This window comes from Paraburkholderia bryophila, assembly GCF_013409255.1.
Lineage (GTDB): Bacteria > Pseudomonadota > Gammaproteobacteria > Burkholderiales > Burkholderiaceae > Paraburkholderia.
Window position 1 is genome coordinate 24,548 of the sequence record NZ_JACCAS010000001.1, and the last position, 20,028, is coordinate 44,575.

The following is a 20,028-nucleotide window of genomic DNA, read 5'->3' on the forward strand; positions in this document are numbered from 1 at the left end:
CGCGTAGCGCAACATGACGAGGGGAGCGAACGTGGAGGTGGGATACTCACAAGACACGCGAGCCGGCGCGCAGAGCGGCGACGCGTCGGCCATGCGGCGAAGCGTGGCGAATTTATCGCGGGCCAAAGATTGGCATGCGGCAGGGCGCTTCGATGAAGCGGCGCGCGAGTATGAAGCGCTGCTGGCCAACGACCCCGACAACCCCGATCTATTGCACCTCTACGGCGTGCTGCACTATCAGCGCGGCGCGGTGGCCGACGCCGAGTCGTTGCTGCGCCAATCGATTGCGTTGGCGCCCACCGCGCGCGCGCTGTCCGATCTCGGCGCGGTGCTGGCCGAATCCGGACGGGCCGACGCCGGCCTCGCGCAGTTCGACGCCGCGTTGCGGCTCGATCCGCTCGACATCCAGACGCTGGTGCGCAAGGGCAATACGCTGACGGCGCTGCGTCGCCATGCGGCGGCGCTCGATGCGTTCGACCGTGTGCTGTCGATCTCGCCGCTCGTGCTCGACGCGTTGTGCAATCGCGGCGGCGCGTTGCGCGCGTTGGGGCGCCGCGAGGAAGCGGTCGATACGTACGATCGCGCGCTCGTCGTCGATACGGCCTCGTTCGAATCGTGGTTCAACCGTGGCCTGGTGCTGCGCGAATTGCAGCGCACCGCCGAGGCGCTGCAATGCTTCGAGCGAGCGATTGCAATCCAGCCCGGCAATGCGGTGATGCTGTCGATGCGCGGCCAGTGTCTGGTGGACCTCGGTCGGCTGAACGAAGCGCTCGCGGCCTTCAACGAAGCCATCGCAGCCGAGCCCGGCATGATCGAGGCGCTCTACAACAGCGCGGTCGCACTCGACCGCCTTGGGCGATCCGCAGAAGCGATCGGCCGCTGCGCGCGGGTGCTGGCGTTGGAGCCGCAGCATGCGCACGCGTTGACCTGTTGCGCCAATGCGATGCTGCAATTGAAGCGCTACGACGCGGCGTTGTCGAACTACGACCTCGCGCTGAAGATCGACCCCGACGCGGCCGAAATTCACTGCAACCGCGGCACCGCATTGCGCTATCTGAAGCGCTACGACGACGCGCTCGCCAGTTACGACGCAGCGCTCGCGCGCGACCACCGTTTCGGCGAAGCGTGGACCAACCGCAGCAACGTGCTGCAGGATCTGCATCGCTACGACGAAGCGATGAGCGCGCTCGACAAGGCGATGCTTATCCGACCGGACCACGCGACCCACTTTTTCAGTCGCGGCAATCTCCACTACGACACCGGACGTCACGACGCAGCGCAAGCCGCCTACGACCGCGCGATCGAACTGAAGGCGGACTACGTCGACGCGCATTTCGCGCGGGCCTCGCTGTATCTCGCGCAAGGCAACTTCGCGCGAGGCTGGGCCGGCTACGAATGGCGTCTGCGGGACGCTGAGCTGGCGCGACACTATCGCCCGTTCGCGCAACCGTTGTGGCGCGGCGACGAGCCGCTCGACGGCAAGACGATCCTGATCTACGCGGAACAGGGCTTCGGCGACACGCTGCAGTTCTGCCGCTACGCGCCGCAGCTAGCGGCGCTGGGCGCGCGCGTGGTGCTCGAAGTCCAGCCGGCGTTGCGCAAGCTGATGACGACGCTGGCAGGTCCCGCACAAGTGCTCGCGCGAGGCGAGCCGCTGCCGGCCTTCGACTATCAGTGTCCGCTGCTCAGCCTGCCGTTTGCGTTGCGCACGGAACTATCGAGCATCCCGCGTCATACGCCGTATCTGCATGCGGACCCGGAGCGCGCGCGGCAATTCGCTGAACGGCTTGGCAACGGGCGTCGTCCGCGCATCGGGCTGGCGTGGTCCGGCAATCCCGAGCATCGCAACGACCACAACCGTTCGATCGATTTCGCGCAGCTCGCGCCGCTGTTCGCGCTGGACGTCGACTGGATCAGCCTGCAAAAGACCGTGCGCGAGCAGGACGAAGCGTTGCTCGGCGACTCGCCCCTCATCCGCATCGACGGCGAACTCGACGATTTCGCCGACACCGCGGCGCTGATCCGTTCGCTCGATCTGGTGATCTCCGTCGACTCGGCGGTCGCGCATCTGGCCGGCGCGTTGGGTCAGCCGGTCTGGGTGCTGTTGTCGGACCCGGCCGAATGGCGCTGGCTGCGCGAACGCGCGGACAGTCCGTGGTATCCCGACGCGCGGCTGTTCCGGCAAAGCACGCCGGGTCAGTGGGGCAGCGTGATCGAAGCGGTCAAGGTGGCCATCGGCCAGCCGGACGCAGAAGACTGAACTCGACTGAAAAACGCCGGGCGCGAGCGCGGCAACAGGGGCTGAAACGATGACATCGAATGGGGAAGGGACGACGCTCGCGATCCAGACAGATTTCGCGCGGGCGCAGGACGAGGTCCCGAAGCCCGACGCCGCGCAGCTCGACCGTCTGTTGCAACGCGCGCGCAAGGCGCACGCCGAGGGTGGCCTCGACAAAGCGGAGGCCGCGTACGCCGAGTTGCTGATGCTCGACCCCGCGCATGCGGAAGCGCTGCATCTGCTGGGCGCGGTGCGTTTCCAGCAGGGACGGCTGGAGGAAGCCGATGCGTTGATGAGCCGCTCGATCGAGCGGCAACCGGTCGCGCTCGCGCTCGCCAATCACTCTGCCGTGCTGCTGGGTCTTGGGCGTACGCAAGAAGCGCTGTCACGGCTCGATGAAGCGCTGGCGCTCAATCCCGGCCATCAACGCGCGCTGTTTCAGCGCGCGGGTCTGCTCGCGCAACTGGGCCGTCACGACGATGCGCTCGCCGCATACGACCGCTTGCTCGACATCAATCCGGGTTCCGCCGAGGCGCTGCTCAAGCGCAGCGAATCGTTGCGCGCGCTGGGGCGTGCTGCCGACGCGCTGGTCTGCTGCGACCGCGCGTTGTCGATAGCCGGCCGTTCCTTCGACGTATTGCGCGAACGCGGACGCGTCTTGCGCGAGCTGGGCCGTTTCCAGCACGCGACGGATAACTACGGTCTGGCGTTGTCGCTCGTGCCGGGCAGTGCGGAGGTTCTGTTCCTGAGAGGCGTCGCGTTTCTCGATCTGCACGAACCCGGCAACGCACTCGCCGACTTCAACGCGGCGATGGCGGCGAGCCCGAGCTTCGTGGATGCGATCTACAACAGTTCGGTCGCGCTGGAACAGCTTGGGCGGCATCAGGAAACCCTCGCGCGTTGCGACCGCGTGCTCGCCATCGAGCCGAATCATGCGAAGGCGCATGCGAACCGCGGCAACGCGGCGTGTCATCTGGGCCGCGACGGCGACGGCGCGCAGAGCTATGCGCGCGCTCTCGACGTCGAGCCGGACAGCCTCGGCGTGTTGTGCAATTACGCGAGCGCGCTGATCAGCATCAAGCGGCACGACGACGCGCGGCAGGCCTGCGAACGCGCGCTTGCGCTCGAACCGGACTATGTGCCCGCGTGGTTCACGCGTGGGCGTGTGTCGCTGGAAACACACCGCTACGACGACGCGCTCGACGACTTCGCGCACGTGCTGGAAGCAACGCCGCGCGACAAGCTCGCGCATTTTCACACCGGCAATGCGCTGCGTTCCTTGCGCCGTCACGAGGAAGCGAAAGCGGCCTACGCGCAGGCTATCGACATCGATCCGGACTACGTGCTCGCGCACTGCCTGCGCGCGTTTCTGTGTCTGTCGATCGGCGACTTCGAGGCCGGTTGGAGCGAATACGAATGGCGCTGGCGCGACGCGCAACTCGATGGCAGCCGCCGCGAGTTCGTGCAGCCGAGGTGGACGCACGGCATGCCGCTCGCGGGCCGCACGATCCTGCTGTATGCGGAGCAGGGTCTCGGCGACACGCTGCAATTCTGCCGCTATGTGCCGCTCGTGAAGGCGCTCGGCGCGACGGTGGTGCTCGAAGTGCAGCGTGAGTTGACCGGGCTGCTGGAAAGCCTCGACGGCGTCGACGCGCTGGTCGTGCGCGGCGGCCCGCTGCCGCCGTTCGATCTGCATTGTCCGTTGCTGAGTCTGCCGCTCGAGTTCCGCACCGAACAGGCGTCGATTCCCGCCGAGGTGCCGTATTTGCGGGCCGATGCTGCGCATGTCGCGCGCTGGGGCGAGCGGCTTGGTGTGTTGCAACGGCCGCGTATCGGCCTCGTGTGGTCGGGCAATCCGCTGCATCTGAACGACCGCAACCGGTCGATGCCGCTCGCCGATCTGCTGCCGCTACTCGACGACTCATTCGAATGGATCAGCCTGCAAAAGGTGGTGCGCGACGAGGATCAAACAGCGCTCGTCGCGAGTCCGATCCGTCACGTGGGCGATCAGATCGAGGACTTTGCCGACACGGCCGCGCTGACCGCGTTGATGGACTACGTGGTGAGTGTCGACACGTCGGTTGCGCATCTTGCGGGCGCGTTGGGGCGGCCGCTTGCTGTTTTGTTGCCGCATACGCCGGACTTCCGCTGGATGCTCGATCGCGACGACAACCCGTGGTATCCGGGTACGCGACTTTTCCGCCAGGCCGAGGCGGGCAATTGGGCGCCGGTCGTCGAAGCCGTGAAGGCGGCGTTGCCTGTGCTCGTGAATGGAGCGGGCCGATGAGCCGGCAGAGCGCGCAGGACGCCGTCTCTCCGTTTGCGCCGGTGGCGAGCGCGAGTGCCGTGCAGGTGGCTATCGCCGATTCGTTGCGCAATGCGCGCGCGCTGCTGGAGAAGAACGACCTCGGCGCGGCGCGGCGTCTGTACGAAGGCGTGCTGACCCTGTCGCCCGATAACGTCGAGGCGCTGCATCTGCTGGGACTCGTCTGTTTGCGTCAGGGCGACGCGGCGCGCGCGGAGCCGCTGATCGGACGCTCGATGCGCGCGGGTTTGCGGCAAGCCTGGAACTTCACGAATCACGGCGCGGCGCTGGTCGGCGTGGGCCGTTATCGCGACGCGCTCGCCGTGCTCGACGAGGCGTTGAAACTCGACCCCGCGCATCCGCCCGCTCACATGGCGGTCGGCGATGCGCTGCTCGGACTCGAACGTTTCGACGAAGCCATCGCGGCCTACGACCGTTCGCTGCAACGCGCACCCGTGCAAGCGCAGGCGTGGAGCCGTCGCGGTGCCGCGCTGCGCGCGCTGGGCCGGCCTGCCGATGCATTGATCAGCCTGGAGCGCGCGTTGAAGCTCGATGCCAACGACGCCGTCACGCATGCCGAGCGCGGTCACGCGCTGCGTGAAGTCGGCCGTCGTGACGAAGCGTTGCGGCAATACCGGCTCGCAATGGTCGTCTGTGGGCGCAGTCCGGCGTTGCTGCTGGCCACGGGCATCGCGTTGACGGAGTTGGGGCGTGCCGCCGAGGCGCTGACGATCCTGGACGAAGGCCTGCAACTCGCGCCCGACGACAAGACGCTGCTATACGCAAGCTGCGTCGCGCTCGACATGCTGCATGCGCGCGCGGAACTGCTGCGGCGTTGCGACCGGCTGCTTGCTATCGATCGCGAGCAGTCGGCCGCGTGGGTGGGGCGCGGCAACGCGCTGCTCGGGCTCGACCGTCATCAGGAAGCGGCGGAAGCCTATAGGGAAGCGCTCAAACGCGCCCCCGGACATGTCGACGCGCTGCGCAACCACGCGGCGGCACTGCGCGCGCTCGGCCGCCACGACGAAGCGCTCGACGACTACGATCGCGCGCTCGCGCTGACCGGTGCGCATCCCGAGTTGCTGTACAACCGAGCGGTCACGCTGCAACAACTGGCGCGCTACGACGAGGCGACGGATAGTCACGCGAAAGCCGCCAGCGCCCCCGCCGATACCGCGCAACATCTCTATACGCGCGCGGTCGCGTTGCAGCAGATCGGCGAGCACGAGGCCGCGCTGCGCGCCTACGTGCAGGCCTGCGAACGCGATCCGCATCATGGCGCGGCGCGTCGCTCCGAGGCGTACTGTCGCTTGCTGATGGGTGACATGGAGGCCGGCTGGCCTCTGCACGAAGCACGCTGGCACGCCACCGACGTGGCGCTGCACCGGCGTCACGCCGATCGTCCGCTGTGGCTCGGCGTCGAGCCGATTGCGGGCAAGACCGTGCTGCTGCATGCGGAGCAGGGCTACGGCGACACGCTGCAATTCTGCCGCTACGCGAACCTCGTTCAGGCGAAGGGCGCGACGGTGATTCTGCAAGCGCCGCGCGAACTGGCGACGCTGCTGGCGTCGTTGCGCGACGTGAGTTGCATCGTCAGCGAAGACGATGCAATACCTCCGTTCGATTTTCAGGTTCCGTTGATGAGCCTGCCGCTCGCTTTCCGCACGACGCTCGACACGATTCCCGCGCCGGGCGCTTATCTGCATGCCGACGCGCGGCGGCGCGATGAATGGCGTCGCCGCGTCGATGCCATCGCCACGCCGCACAAGCTGAAAATCGGGCTCGCGTGGTCCGGTAATCCTCGCCATAACAACGACGAAAATCGTTCGCTGTCGTTTGCCGAACTGGCGCCGCTGTTCGCACTCGATGCAACGTTCGTCAGCCTGCAACCGCAAGTGCGCGAGCGCGATCGCGCCGCGCTGGCGGCGAGTCAAGTCGTGTGTTTCGACGACGCGCTTGTCGATTTCGCGGACACCGCGGCGCTGATCGATGCGCTCGATGGGGTGATTACGGTGGATACGTCGGTGGCGCATCTGGCGGGCGCCGTCGGCCGGCCGGTGTGGATTCTGTTGCCGCGCGCCCCCGACTGGCGCTGGTTGCTCGAACGCGACGACAGCCCGTGGTATCCGAACGCGCGTCTGTTCCGTCAGGCCCGGCCGGGCGACTGGCCGGCGGTGATCGAACGGGTTGGAAATGCGTTGCTCGAGATGATGCCGGCGGGTGACGTAGCCGCGGCATAGAAGCGGTAGAGAGGCGGTATAGAGGCGGTATAGAGGCGGCAAAGAAGCGAGGCGCATGAGCCACATAAGCCGCTCGCAGCAACAAAAGCTACGGACCATTTGAAGCGGCTCAAATGATGCGTAACAGCCGCAACATCGCTGCCATGCGCGACCCGTATTTTCGATGGATTCAGGCTGTTCGACGCGGGGTCGGCGAACGGTCGAAGGATCGAAGAATCGGGGATTCGGGTAATCGACATTCGCGGCTTCACGCGGGCGCCACAGTCGGCGCAAGCGGCGGGGTCGTCAACTTCTAAGGTTTCGGGGTGGAGAATGGCAGCACGCGCGCGCGCAGCAAGACAACAACACCAGTATCGTTCGCAGACTGTCCTTATCGCCGACGTGCGGCCGCTGCGCCGCGCCGTCGCGCTGATCCTGGCGGCGGGATTCACGACCCAGGCGCACGCCGCCGGCATCGTCAATCTGGGGCAGGCGACCGCGCGTAACGCGGCGGGCGGCGCGGGCGGCTACGGCGGCGCGGGCGTGCCGAATCTCGGCGTGTCGCCGCAGCAAGCGTTACAGGCGAGCCAGCCGTCGATTCGCAATCTCGGCCATGCGGCGCAGGCGATCGCGGCGCAGATCGCCGCGCAAAGCGCGGCAGCGGCTGCCGCCGCGGCGACGGTGTCGAACGTGCCGAACGGGTTGGCGCCTGGCGGCTTGCAGGTGGCGCCGGGCATCACCTTCGTGAACAACGGTAAAGGCGCGCTGATCAGTCAGAACACGGATACGACCAATCCGCTGCTATGGATCAACGCGAACGGGCCGCAGCAAACCGTCGACAGCAGCGGTCACGTCAACGTGAACGTGACGCAGACCGGCCAGAACGCGGTGCTGACCTGGCAGACGATGAACGTCGGCAAACAGACCACGCTCAACTTCGATCAGTCGGGCGGCACGCAGACAAACGGCGCGAACAATTGGGCGGTGTTCAACCGCATCGTCGATCCGAGCGGCGCGCCGAGTCAGATTCTCGGCAACATCAACGCGCAGGGTGCGGTGTATGTGATCAACCGCAACGGGATTCTGTTCGGCGCGGGGTCGCAGGTGAATGTGCATGCGCTGGTGGCGTCGTCGCTCAATCTGCTCGATACGAAGAACGAGTTAGGGCAGAGCGCGGCCGGCATCGTGGCGAGCAACCGGCTGTTCCTGAGCTTGCCCATGGGGACCTCGGGGGGGCTGGCGTTTCCGGAGTCGGGAACGTCGAACGGCGTGCAGGGCGGCAACAATGTGCCGAATGAGATTCTGGGTCTGGGCAACCAGGCGACGGCGAATGGACCTTACCAGGCGCCGGGCGATATCGCGATCCAGCCGGGCGCGTCGATCGCCACCCATGTCAACGGTACCGTTAGCGACGGCGGTTTCGTGCTGGTTGCCGCACCCAACGTGAGCAACGGCGGCAGCATTACGGCGACGGCAGGCCAGGTGGTGCTCGCCGCGGGCGTCGGTGTGAGCGTCAAACCGAACACAGGCGTGCCAGCCAATCCTCAGGTGTTGTTGCCCGAACTGAGCGGGCAGATCGTCACCGTGCAGAATGGCACGGCGATCGACATGACCCCCGCGGGGACGTTGACCAATACGGGTATCGTCCAGGCCTCGCGCGGTACGGTGAACCTGCTCGGCAGCAGCGTCGCGCAGAACGGCGTGGTCGGTGTGACGACGAGCGTCAACACGCCGGGCACGATCGCTATCTCGACGGCCGACGAGTACAGCTCGAACAATCCATCGGCTCAGGGCTATGGCGGCACGTCGCCGGTCACGGGCGGGACGGGCGGTGGGGACGCCGTGCATCGCGCGGGCCTGCTGAGCTTCGGCCCGGATTCGGTGACCGCCGTGCTGCCCGATAACGGCGGCCAGACGGCAACCTCGACGCCGGGCACGATTTTCACCCCCGGCGGCATCACCATGACGGCGGGCTCGGTCTGGTTTCAGGGCGGCTCGCTGATCGAGGCGCCAGGCTCGAAGGTGTCCGTCAACGCGCTGACCCAGTCGGCGAGCGGTTACGCCACACCGGTGGGGCAATCCGCGGTGCCGGGCCGCATCTATCTGGACAGCGGCGCGACGATCGACGTCTCCGGTCTGGCCAACGTCGAGCTGCCCATCTCCAGCATCCTGCTCACCATCGACCGGATCGGCCAGAACGAGCTGGCCGACTCGCCGCTGCTGCGCGACGGCTTCCTGTTCGGTCAGAAGGGCGTGGTGGTCGACAGCACACTCATGGGCACGCGCAGCGACGGCCTGCAGTGGGTCGGCAGTCCGATCCTGAATCTGTCCGGCTACGTGAACGGCATGTCGCGCACGGTCGACCAGTTGCTGACCAACGGCGGCACCATCACGCTATCGGGCAACGAGGTGATGACGGCAGCGGGTTCGTCGCTGAACCTGAACGGCGGCTACGTTCACTACGACGGCGGTATGGTCAACACCACGCGTCTCGTCGACGCGAACGGCGCGATCGTGCCGATCGGTCAGGCGAGTCCGTTCGATACGTTCGTGGGGATTGCCGGCCAGTTCACCGAAAGCCACCCGCGCTGGGGCGTGACGAAAACCTGGTACAACCCGTTGCAGACTGGGGGGGCTTATCAACCGGCATTCATCGTCGGTGGGAACGCCGGTGCGCTGGACCTTTTCGCGTCGCAGTCGATGGTGCTCGACGGCGATATCACCGCGCAGGCGTTCGGCGGTTCGAAGCAGACCCAGGGTAACGATCTGCCGACGGGTGGCGCATTCAATCTCGGGGTCGACCCGAAGTTACCGAGCGCGGGCGCGATCATCAACCTGACGCAGAGCGGCAATGGTGGCCAGCCCTCGGGCGAATTCAACCTGGTGATCCTGCAGAACGCCGCGCCGAAGCTGGACGATCTGGCGCCGGGGTTTTCATACGACACGCTGCTGAATCCGACGGCGCTCAATGCGCTGTCGGCGACCGATCCGAACAACGTGCTCGCGACCATCGTGGTGCCGGTCGATATGCTGAATGCAGGGGGCTTCGCGAACGTCGATCTCACGGGCGACAAAACCAACGGCAAAGGTTTTCTGGTGTCCGAGGGAACGAAGTTGACGCTGCAGGCGGGCGGTTCCCTGAAGCTCAATGGGGGGAGTGCCGGCAGCGCGACGGTGTCGGGTCAGTTGATCGTGCCGTCGGGCACGGTATCGATCTCCACCGGCAGCAACATCACGGTCGGGCCCGATGCGCTGATCAGTGTGGCCGGCCAGTGGGTGAACAACGACGTGCAGGCCGCGCCGGGCACGACGCCGGGCAATAGCCAGTTCATCAACGGCGGCAGTATCGCGCTGTCCACGACCAGTTACAGCACGACCGCCAACGGCACCGTGACCGACAGGACCGGCTCGATCCTTCTGCAGCCTGGTAGCGTGCTCGACGTGTCCGGCGGCGCAGAGATGCAGGCCAACGGCACGTTGCTGATGAGTAATGGGATCGCAGCCGGCAAAGGCGGCAGTCTGTCCCTGCTCACCTATGGCGCGAACGGTCATCCGTTCGGCGACGTGACGGATGGCGGTTTCGCCCTTCCCACGAATCAGCCGGTGGCGGGGCAAATCCAGATGGACGGCACCATCCGGAGTGCCGGTTTTGCGGGCGGCGGCACCTTGACGCTGCAGGCGCTGGGGTTCCAGATCGGCGGCGATCCGGCGCAAGCGCCGGGCTGGGACCTGGTGCTGCCGACCGATTTTTTTGCCACCCAGGGGTTCGGCAATTACGTGCTGAACGCTTTCTACGACGCGACCGTGGCGCCGGGCGCCATGGTCCGGTTGACCCAGCAGAATCTGATCCCGGACGCGGTCGCATTGCAGCGCGCCATCAGCGGCGCCGATCTGTCGGCCGCGGGGCTGACGTCTGCCGGCACGCTCGATGCGTACCACCGGCAGGCGACGAACCTCACGATGACCGCGGGCGGTTATACGGCCTGGAGCCGTCTCGATTCATCGGGCGCCCCCCAGGTGCCGGTTTACCCCGGCGTGACGGGCGGCGTGAGCGTGGGACAAGGGGGGGCGATTGTCGGCGATGCCGGCGCGAGCATCGGGCTCGGCTCACCCGCGCAGGTGACGGTGCTCGGCTCGCTGATCGCGCCGGGCGGCTCGATCACGCTGAGCGGCGATTCGACCTCGGGCAACTTTGCACTGCCGGGACAATACACGGGCACTTCTTCGTTCACGAGCCCGACCCAATCCGTCTGGTTGGGATCCAACGCGGTGCTCGATGTCTCCGGCGTCGCGTTGACCAACCCGCTGGCCTCACCCGTAAAAAACGGCTTGACGACGCTGACGCCGAACACGGGCCGCGTGCTCGCAGGCGGTAGCGTGACAATCTCCGACGACTCCGGCTACGTGGTGGCGCAGACCGGTTCGAAGATCGACGTGTCGGGCACATCGGCCCGCTTCGACCAGTTGCAGGCGAACGGCACGTACGCGTCGCAGTCGGTGTGGAGCAATGCCGGCTCGATTACGTTCGGGGCATCCAGCGGGCTGTTCTTCGACGGTACGCTCAACGCCAGGCCAGGCGCCGCTCAGGCCGCTGGTGGCACGCTGACGATCCTGCCGGAGCAGAATGCCTCGGCCAGTGTGTATATGGGCAATGGCACGACGGGATCGCTGATCGGCGCGACCGCGCTGATCGTGCGCCAGGACGGGCAATTCGTGCCGCAAGGCCTCGCGCCGGGACAGGGTTTTGCCGCGGCCATCGATCCGACCACCGGGCAGGCGCTCGGGCAGCCAAACGGGGTGATCCAGTTCGCCGCCGACCGTCTGAACGGATCGGGGATTGCGAATCTGGTGCTGGGTGCCGCGAATGACGGCGCGCCGGTCACGGTCGCGTTTGCCGGCGACGTCAACCTGACGCTGCCGGGTTCGGTCACGGTGAACGCGGGGCGGATCGCGGCGATTGGCATGGACCAGTTGTCCACGCTGCTGTCGACGCCCGCTGTTCAACCGACAAAGAACAATCTGCACCCCACGCCGTTGCTGACGACGCTGCTCGGCGAGGCGCCGCAGAACCCGCTCGGCACCACGGTGACCATCGATGCGCCCTACGTCGCACTGGTCGGCCCGAAGCTCACGAACAATCCGCCAGCATTCACCCCGGTTGCGACGCTATCGGACGGCACGCTGAACGTGAACGCGTCGTTCATCGATCTGGAGAACCAGTTCCAGCTGAACAACTTCGGTCAGGCGAACTTCACGAGCAGCGGCGACATCCGCCTGAGTTCGACCAACGTCGCGCGGACGGGCAGCGTGGGGCTCCTGGCAGGCGAGCTCTACACGCCCGGCAACCTGACGTTCAAGGCGGCGGATCTGTATCCGTCGACCGCCAGCACGTTCATTGTCGATGCGATCGGACCCACGGACCCGAGCACGGGCAAACCGGCGCCGACTACCGTCACGTTTGCCTCGAACGGCACGTCGGGCGTGCCGTTGTCGGCGGGCGGCACGTTGCTGGTGGATGCGTCGAACATCGTGCAGGGCGGCACGGTGCGCGCGCCGTCGGGCACGCTGGTGTTCGGCGTGGGCGACCCCACCCATGTCGCAACGCAAACCCAGTTCAACAGCAAGACGCTCGTCGCGACCGACTCGGTGACGTTCGCCAACGGCAGCGTGACGTCGGTATCGAACGACAACGCGGTGATTCCTTATGGCGCGACAGTCGACGGGTCGGAATGGCAGTTCAACCCGATAGCCGGCAACACGGCGCCCGATCTGAATGCGCCGCCGTCGAAGTTTATCGGCGTGAACGGCAGCAGCGTCGCGCTGAACAAGGGCGCGACGATCGACCTGTCGGGCGGTGGCGATCTTCAGGCCGCCGAATGGATTCCGGGCACAGGTGGCACGCGCGACGTGCTGTCGCAATACAACGTCAGCTACGCGAGCAATCCGACCGGCGTGGCGGTGCCCGTCAACGTAGGCGCGTCGAACGTGTACGCGATCCTGCCGGGCGCGCAGTCACCCGTGTCCGCTTACGACCCGACCTTCGCGCAAACGCTGCAGCCGTCCACCAATGGGAACGGCACCGTGGGCACCAGCACGGCGAGTCTCGGTATCGGTCAGGCCGGCATGGGCAGTGCGATCGGCCAGTCGGTCTATCTGTCCGGGGTACCGGGGTTGTCGCCGGGTTATTACACGTTGTTGCCGGGGAAATACGCGACGGTGCCTGGCGCCTATCGGGTCACGATGGCGAGCACCACCGGCAACGTGACCCCAGGCTCCAGCAACGTGCTCGCCGACGGCACGGTGATGACCGCGGGCTACTTCGGCAATGCCGTCACTGGGAGCCGCAGCGCGACGCCGACGCTCTTCGACGTGCAGTCGGGACCGGTGTGGCAGCAGTACTCGCAATACACGCTGACGAGCGCCAACACCTTTTTCCCGACGCTAGCGGCCGGCAAAGGCAACGTCACGCCGCCGCTACCGGTCGACGGCGGTCAACTGGCGCTGGCCGCCACGCGCGCGCTGAAGCTCGGCGCGACGCTCAATACGGCGCCCGGACAAGGCGGCGCGCCGGCCGAAGTCGACATTGCGTCGCAGGACATTCAGATCACCGGCAACGGCAGTCCCGCCTTGTCCGGTTATCTACAGATCAGCGCGACCGATCTCGACTCGCTGAACGCGGGCAGCCTGCTGATCGGCGGCACGCGCACCGCGACGACCAGCGGCATCACGATCAACCCGATCGCCGATAGCGTGGTGGTCTCGAACAATGCGGGCAGCGCACTGAGCGGCCCGGAAATTCTGCTGGTCACGAAAACGGACCCGACGGCTACTGATCCGAATGCGGCCAACGGCCTGCGCGTCGATGCAGGCGGCGCGATCACCGCGACCGGCAGCTATCCGGCCGCGAAAGATCAGCCGATCGCAGTCGCGGGCGATGGTTCGCTTTTACGCGTCTCGAACGGCGCAATGACGACGGTGACGCGCACCGGCGCGACCGGCACCGGCTTGCTGACGGTCGGCGCAAACGCGACGCTCACGGGTGGCCAGGCGCTGACGCTCGATTCGTCGGGCAACCTCAAGGTCGACCCGAGCGCGACGCTGTCGGCGAAAGCCATCACGGTGGATGGCTCGGCGATCACGTTCACGAACGAGGGCGGCGCGGCGGCCGCGAACCTGCCGGGTTTCGTGCTCGATCCAGCCGGACTCGCGCAGCTCGCGAACGCGCAGCAGGTGATCTTGCGCAGCGCGGGCGCGATCAATTTCGTCGGCAATGTCAACGCGACGTTCGGCAACAGCGTGGACCTGAGCGCGGGCACGTTCGCGAGCGACGGCGGCAACGTCGTGCTCCACGGCCAGCAGATCGCGTTCACGAACGAGGCGGGTGCGCCAACGTCGGCCGCGACGCCGGGCAGCGGCACGCTCACCGTCAACGCGAAGGAAATCGACTTCGGCACGGGCGACAAGATCGTCAACGGCTTCGGCGCGGTGACGATGAATGCGCAGGCTGGCATCGTCGGGCAGAACACCGGCACGTTCGATTTCGGCGCGTTGCCGGTCACGCTCAATGCGCCGGTGTATCTGGCGGATACGAGCTCCGCCTCGACGCTGAAGACGACCGGCGCGCTGACGCTGAATAATGTGGCGGGTACGGCGTTGACGCGCACGGCCGTTGGCGGCGCGTGGAACCTGATCGGCGGAACGCTGACGGATAACGGCGCGACGATCTCGGCGCCCGCGGGCAACGTCAGCCTCGAAGCGACGAGCGGCAACCTGACGATCGGCACGGGCTCGACGGTGAGCGCTGCCGGCGTGGCGAAACAGTTTTTCGATGTCGCTGCCTATGCGCCGGCGGGCAACCTCACGCTGACCGCCGACACGGGCACGGTCGACGTGCAGGCGGGTTCGACGCTGGACTTCTCGGGCGCGTCGGGCGGCGGTGCGGCGGGTACGTTGACGCTGGCTGCGCCGCAGCAGTCGGTGAATCTGAGCGGCACGATCAAGGGCGGCGCGTCGAGCGGTTACGCGGGTGGCTCGCTGTCGCTGAATACGGGCGGCGCGGTGGACCTGGATGCGCTCGCGGCGACGCTCGCGTCGAGCGGTGTCAACAACGCCATCTCGATCCGGACGAACTCGGGCAATCTGACGTTGGCGGCCGGGCACACGTTGACGTCCAATTCGGTTGCGCTGACGGCCGACGGCGGCGCGGGCAACGCGACCGATGCGGCAAACGGCAATGTGAACATACTCGGTACGATCGACGCATCGGGCAAAGCCGGCGGCGAGATCGATCTGTACGGCCATAGCGGTGTCGATCTCGAGGGCACGCTGCTCGCGCGCGGCACCGATCCGAACCAGCGTGGCGGCAAGGTGGTGATCGGCACGAACGGCGTGTTCGATCCGAACCACGCGAACCCGTATAACGCCACGTACGGCTACGAGAATATCGACCCGACGCGAGCCGGTGTGATCAGGCTCGGCAGCGGCGCACTGATCGACGTGTCGGGCGGCACGGCCGGCGGGCTGTCGAATGGCACGGTCAGCTTCCGCGCGCCGTTGCTGTCGGATGGGACGGTCAATCTGACACTGCCAGCCGGCGGCTTCAATGCGGGCAAAGGGATCGTGGGTTCCCGCGCGACGACGCTCGAAGCGTACGCGGTATGGAGCACCACCGACGCGACGACGGGCGTTCAGCACTTCGACGGCGTGATCGATCCGGCAGGCTGGTACAACAGCCTGGGCCATCTGGTCGCGGGCACGTTCACCGCGCAAGGCACGGGCGGCACGACGTTCAGCTTTACGCCCGACGCGAATGGCGACGGCGGCGGCACGGTGACGAACGGTACGACGGGCGTGTCGACGGCGCTCACCCAGGCGCAATTGCGCAACGGCGACACGGCGATCGGCTTCGGCGGCCTGTCGAGCATGTATTTCTCGACGACCGGCCCGAACACGGACCATCAGACTTTCTATGGGTACCAGAAGGGCGACGCGGCGACTGCCACGGCGGGTACGCTGATGGGCTTCGTGCAGCACGGACTGGATACGTTGACGAATCCGTTGATCGCGGCCGGCGTCACCAATAGCAGCATCGTGCCGGGCATCGAACTGGACAACCCGAGTCCGTCCATCAATCACGGCGATATCCAGGTGCTGTCGGACTGGAATCTGGGCGCCGGTAAGTCGGAGACAGATCTGGCGTATCGGTTCGACGGCCAGGCGCCGGTCATCACGCTGCGCGCGGAAAATCGCGTCAAGGTGAAGGCGAGTCTGTCGGACGGGTTTTTCCAGATCGCCAATCCGCTCGGCGGTGGCGGCACGATTGCGGTGCCGCCGCTGTCGACCTATGGCGCGTCGCATTCAATTTTTTCGGCACCGTCGGGCGCCATTGCCCAGTACGGATATGGGTTGAGCTATTGGGCGATGACCGGACTGGCCTTCGGTCCCGGACACCCGACGGGGGGAACCGCTGATGAGATCGCGGAATACTACGCGCTGTACTCCGCTTACGCGGACTATCTGACGGCGCCGGCAACCACACTTATCGCGGTAGTCCCCATGGATCCGCGTAGTGACGCGGCCGACGTCGTCAGCCGATACAGAGGTAATTCGCTGCAGTCGGGCCAACCGCTCGCTCCAACAGCGCCATCGGCGTCGGAGCAGGCTACCAATCCTGCTTCTTACCTGATCTATCTGAATCAATATCAGGCTTACCTTTTAGCGCTAGTGAATTTCGATGTACAGCATTCAAGAACGCCTCCCCATGCGGATACGGTCCAGGCGCCGGATATACAACCTGTCGCTGTCGTCGCGACGTCGACGATCAATGTTCCTGGCGTGTCCGACAACACGCCGTCGCCGACCGCTGCCGCGGATAATCCGCTTCCGCTGTTATCGGCGTCGCTGGCGGGAGGCGCCAGCAGTTCGTTCCGCGTGGTGGCGGGCGCCAATGCCGCCAGTTCGGATCCGCTTGCCGTGCGCCTCACGTCGCAGCTCGGCAACTCGCCGAATACGGGCAGCGTCGTCTTCGACGGTTATACGAGCTATCTCGACAGCAACAATCAACGGGTGCTCGCTCCGACGATGATACGCACCGGGATCGGCGCGATCGACGTCGCCGCCGCGGGCAACATCGCGCTGTACGACACGACATCGGGATCGGCTTCGACATCGACGAACAGCCCGCCTGCATTGCTCGTACCCGGCGTCATCTACACGGCGGGTGCGCTGGCGGCCGGCGCGCCGACGGAAGGCTCCACGATCTCGATCGTTCACGCGGGAGCGGGGAACCAGGACATCTTTGTTACGCCGACCGTCAATCCGGATTCCGCCGGCGACATCACGCTCCATGCGCAGGGCAATATTGTCGGTGCGGAGAATCTGACGGATACGACCGGAGCCGTTACGGGTACGGTCGGCGCCAACCTCAGTCAGTTCTGGTGGCAATGGATGGAGGTCGGCAACCCGCTCGGCACGGTAGGCGCGACTAACCCGGCTACGCAGATCGTTCAGACCTCGATCAATTTCGGTGCGTTCGATCAGGGCGTAATGAGCGTGGGCGGAAACATCGCGGTGAAGGCCGGGGGCAGCGTGATCGACCTGTCGGCATCGCTACCGACAACCTGGTGGCTGACCAACGCCAATACCGACAATCCAACGGTCAATACGGTGGGTGGCGGCAATCTGACGGTGAAAGCGGGGGCCGATATTCTAAGCGGCGCCTATTTTGTCGCGAAGGGCGCCGGTGCGATTAGCGCAGGCGGTCAGATTGCCGCGGATTCCAGCGGTTCATCCGGAATCCTGGGGGCGTCGCCCGTCGCGGTTTCGACTTTGCTGGCATTGCAGGATGGCGTCCTGAACGTGAGCGCGCGTCTGGGCGCGGACATTGGTCAGATCGTGGATCCTTCTTATATGCAAAGCTCGGCGTTGTTGAACGCTTATAAGCTGCACGCGGACGCGCAAGGATATTCGGCCACGTCGCAAGTCAGCGTGACCTCGACAACCGGAGATGTGGCGATCGGGACCGTGCCCAGTCTCGCGTTTATCGGAGCCGGTGCACCTGCCAACACAATCTCTGGTCAGAACGACATGTCGTTCGTGTTGCCTGCAACGTTGAACCTGACCGCGTTTACCGGCGGTATCCAGCTGGCGTCCAGTGGCGAACTCTACCCGTCAGCCACCGGGAATCTGAATCTGCTCGCGGATCAAACCATCTCGATTTCGGGCGTCCAGGTAGCGAACTCGACGGGAGCGGCCGCTGTGTTCGGCATGCTGGACGTCGATCCGGCATCGATGCCCTCGCCGAAGAACCCCTATCTCAACGTACCGCTGGTTACCGAGACGACGCTGGCTGCGCATGCCGCAAATGCATTGCACGCGGACGACACCACGCCTGCACGGATCTATAGCCTGAACGGCAGCATCGTGAATGGCATTCCCGGTACGACGGGCGCCACCGCAGGTTTCTACGAGCAACTTATTAACATCTCGACCGACAAGCCGACGCTGATTCAGGCAGGCCAGGACATCGTAAACCTCGCGTTCTACGGCCAGAATCTACGCAGCTCGGACGTCACGCGTATCGTGGCGGGGCGCGACATCTTCGATACGCCGATTCCAACGACTGGCAACGGTGCGGCGCCCGCACTGGTGCTAGGCGGTCCCGGCACCTTCGATGTCGAAGCCGGGCGGAATATGGGTCCGCTCACGAGTCAGGCGCAACTGTATGCGGCTGCAGCTTTAAATGGTCAGGTCGTCACCGGTATCAACGCGGTCGGCAACGCGAACAATCCCAACCTGCCGCACGAGAGCGCCGACATCAGCGTGCTGTTCGGCGTGGGACCCGGTGTCGACCTGTCGACTTTCGTCTCGACCTATATCGCCCCTGGCAGTTCGGTCGCCGGGGTGTCCAGCACGACGCCGGCGCTGATCGCGTTCATGCAGCAGTACGATGCAGGCCTTGGCGTCGATACGGGTCTGCAGGTCGACAAGGATGCTGCGCGGAAGAACTTAGGCATGCTGTCCGCGGGCGCGGCATGGAAGCAGTTTCAGGCGTTGCCGTCGTACGTGCAGCAGCTTTTCGCCGAGCAGGTGCTGTTCAGTGTGTTGACCCAGGTCGGCACCGACTACAACAACCCCGCCAGCCCCTACTACCAGAAATACGCGCGCGGCTACGAGGCCCTCAACACGCTGTTCCCGGCGTCGTTCGGCTACACGGCGAACAACCTGGCCGGTGGCGGCAACGGCGCGAACAAGACGGTCAGCACCGGCAACCTCGACATTCGCAGCACGACCATTCAGACGCAGCAGGGCGGCAATGTCTCCATTCTCGGTCCCGGCGGTCAGGCGCTGGTAGGCAGTACGACGGCGCCTCCCGAGATTGTCGACAGTCACGGCAAGGTCATAGCGGGTCCCGGTTCGATGGGCATTCTGACGCTCGAGCAGGGCAACATCAACATCTTCACCGACCAGAGTGTGCTGCTCGCGCAGAGCCGTATCTTTACCGAGCAGGGCGGCGACCTGACGATCTGGAGTTCGAACGGCGACATCAACGCGGGCAAGGGCGCGAAGTCGTCCGCCGATACGCCTGCGCCGCAATACGTGTGCGACGCCAACCATTACTGCACGGTCGATGCGCGCGGCGAAGTGACAGGCGCCGGGATCGCGACCTTGCAGTCGGTGCCGGGTTCGCCGACGGGCAACGCGAATCTGATTGCGCCGCGCGGCACGGTGGATGCCGGCGACGCGGGCATTCGCGTGTCGGGCAACCTGAACGTGGCGGCGTTGCATGTGGCGAACGCCGACAACATTCAGGTGCAAGGGACGTCGCTGGGCGTGCCGGTTGGGCAGGCCGTGAATACGGGCGCGCTGACCGCCGCGAGTTCGGCGGCGTCGGCGGCGAGCCAGTTGGCGCAGGACCTCGTGAAGAACAATGCGTCGGGCGTCGGCCAGCGGCGCTGGACGATCTCCGTCCAGGTGGAAGGCTTCGGCGACGCAACGGACGACGGCAGGAAGCGCAAGCGGGAGCAGGTTGGGTACGACTCGTCCAGCGCGGTGTCGATCGTGGGTTTCGGGCAGGTGGGGCCGACTCAGCAAGCCGTGCTCAGCGCGCAGGAGCGGCAGCGGCTGGGCAAAATATAGAGAGCGGCGTCGCGATCCGCGGCATAAAAAAACCGCGTCCCCGGTTTCCCGGGGACGCGGTTTTAAAGTACTTCCGCGTTATTCAGACT

At 65.9% G+C, this 20,028-nt stretch carries 4 protein-coding genes; all 4 read left to right on the top strand.

Going from position 1 to position 20,028, the window contains the following annotated elements; all coding sequences use genetic code 11:
• Nucleotides 1–37: 37 nt before the first annotated feature.
• On the top strand, nucleotides 38–2,260 hold the full coding sequence (locus tag GGD40_RS00120) for a tetratricopeptide repeat protein (protein WP_373565237.1): 2,223 nt from the start codon (nucleotides 38–40) through the stop codon (nucleotides 2,258–2,260).
• Nucleotides 2,261–2,309: 49 nt separating this feature from the next.
• Nucleotides 2,310–4,565, top strand: a complete 2,256-nt coding sequence (locus GGD40_RS00125) for a tetratricopeptide repeat protein (protein WP_179742414.1) — start codon at nucleotides 2,310–2,312, stop codon at nucleotides 4,563–4,565.
• The gene (locus GGD40_RS00130; RefSeq protein WP_179742415.1) at nucleotides 4,562–6,823 is read left to right on the top strand and encodes a tetratricopeptide repeat protein; all 2,262 of its coding nucleotides are present in this window, start codon (nucleotides 4,562–4,564) and stop codon (nucleotides 6,821–6,823) included. The genes GGD40_RS00125 and GGD40_RS00130 overlap by 4 nt, the downstream gene beginning before the upstream one ends.
• 312 nt (nucleotides 6,824–7,135) lie before the next feature.
• Nucleotides 7,136–19,939, top strand: coding sequence for a filamentous haemagglutinin family protein (locus tag GGD40_RS00135; protein WP_179742416.1), 12,804 nt, complete (start codon nucleotides 7,136–7,138; stop codon nucleotides 19,937–19,939).
• Nucleotides 19,940–20,028: the final 89 nt, after the last annotated feature.